Source organism: Vibrio sp. 10N.261.52.A1 (assembly GCF_002876325.1).
Taxonomy (GTDB): Bacteria; Pseudomonadota; Gammaproteobacteria; order Enterobacterales; family Vibrionaceae; genus Vibrio; species Vibrio chagasii.
Genome location: NZ_MCYD01001111.1, coordinates 1 through 1,566 on the forward strand (window position 1 = coordinate 1; position 1,566 = coordinate 1,566).

The window sequence follows — 1,566 nt, forward strand, 5'->3', positions numbered from 1 at the left end:
AGAGCAAACTAACCTACTGGCACTTAATGCTGCGATTGAAGCAGCGAGGGCTGGTGAACAAGGTCGTGGCTTTGCCGTTGTAGCGGATGAGGTTCGAGTATTGTCACAGCGTACTCATGCTTCAACGGAAGAAATTGAAGATAAGATCAAGCGCTTACAACAGGCGACAAATAGCGCGGTTAAAGTGATGACTCAAAGTCACGACATGGCAGAGACAAGTGTGCATGATGTTGATATGGCGGGAGAGAGCTTGGCTCAAATCCGAGAAGCGATTCAAGTGATCAGTGATATGGCGACTCAAATTGCTTCTGCTGCGGAAGAGCAGTCACTGGTTACTGCTGAAATTAATGCTAATACAGAATCTGTTCGTGAAGTGAGTGACGTTATGGCACTTGATGCAACGGATGCAGTGTCTCAGGCGGATCAGCTCAGCAAATTAGCAAGTGATTTGAAACAAGAGTTGTCTCGATTCAAGCTTTAACAACCAAAGCGCGATACAGATAGATTAGTAAATACCAGAGCACAGACTGCTATCAGTATGTGCTCTTTCTTTGCGGTGAAAATACGAGTTTCAATGCTGATCAAAGAAGTCTTTATTACGTATGTATTTACTCATCAAGTGGTAAGAGAAAGGCCTAATCAACCAGCTAAAAATAGAACGTCCAAGGCGAATAAACGTTGGGGTGTTCTCATAGATTCTGCCGTTGTAGAGCCAAAGTACCTTTCCGACATGCCAATACAGTAAAGGTACGGGCGGCATGAAGGTCACAATGTCGATGTCACAACATACACGATAGGTTTTTTTGCGAAGGCGATAACGCTTCTTAAAGCTCCAATCACCAATCGCTGGTTGTCCAAAGGTCACGATTCGCTTAATGCAGCCTGGGTATTTCTTGTCAAAATAATCCGCAAAGACACAACCAATGGCGCCGCCGGAGGAGTGCCCAGTAATCGCAATCCTTTTCCCTTGCTCCAATAATGGTACAAGAACCATTTCTAATCGCTCAACCACGCTTAAACCTAACTTGTCTTCGTTGCGGCTTGGCTGGCTCTCTTGAAACATCAGGTGATAAAATCCCGCGTGAACACGATAGTTGAGTCCAATCCTTTTGCAGCTTCTTGTCCAAAGAGCAAAGTTAAGCAGCCAGTCTGATACACTATGTGACCCTTTAATAACCACAACCACTTCATCTTTGTCGCTACTCCAAAGCACCCGAATCATCGTCTTACCAAACTGGTTCTTTATGACGCGCTGTCCATTAGGATCGAAACCATAGCGAGTTTGCTTAAAAACTCTAGGGTAGGCAAGGTTACAAAGAACGGCATAGCGCTCGTACTGGTATCGTTTTAGTGGTTTCACGGGTACCCATGGTTTTGACAGTATTTTAAATACTATAGTCTTAGAATGTGAAGTAGAGATGAAGGCAGGAATAAACGATGGAATGACATTAAGTTTGTATCAAACCCGTTCTAAATAAACTATATAACATTAACTTGTAACATTGGTTAATATCTTTCAATAATAATCTGGACGTTGTCTAATAAGTAGGCTTTTTTATACAGTAC

At 43.0% G+C, this 1,566-nt stretch carries 2 protein-coding genes; one reads left to right on the forward strand and one right to left on the reverse strand.

All coding sequences use genetic code 11. The annotated features are described in order from the left end of the window. Nucleotides 1–481 (forward strand): methyl-accepting chemotaxis protein (locus BCT81_RS23810; protein WP_241908267.1); only part of this gene is annotated, 481 nt, incomplete at its 5' end. A gap of 90 nt (nucleotides 482–571) precedes the next feature. On the opposite strand, the gene BCT81_RS23815 is transcribed toward BCT81_RS23810, so the two are convergent. Beyond that, nucleotides 572–1,360 carry a lipase gene (locus BCT81_RS23815; RefSeq protein WP_102426074.1) on the reverse strand — a complete coding sequence of 263 codons (789 nt, stop codon included), beginning with the start codon at nucleotides 1,358–1,360 and terminating at the stop codon, nucleotides 572–574. Nucleotides 1,361–1,566: the final 206 nt, after the last annotated feature.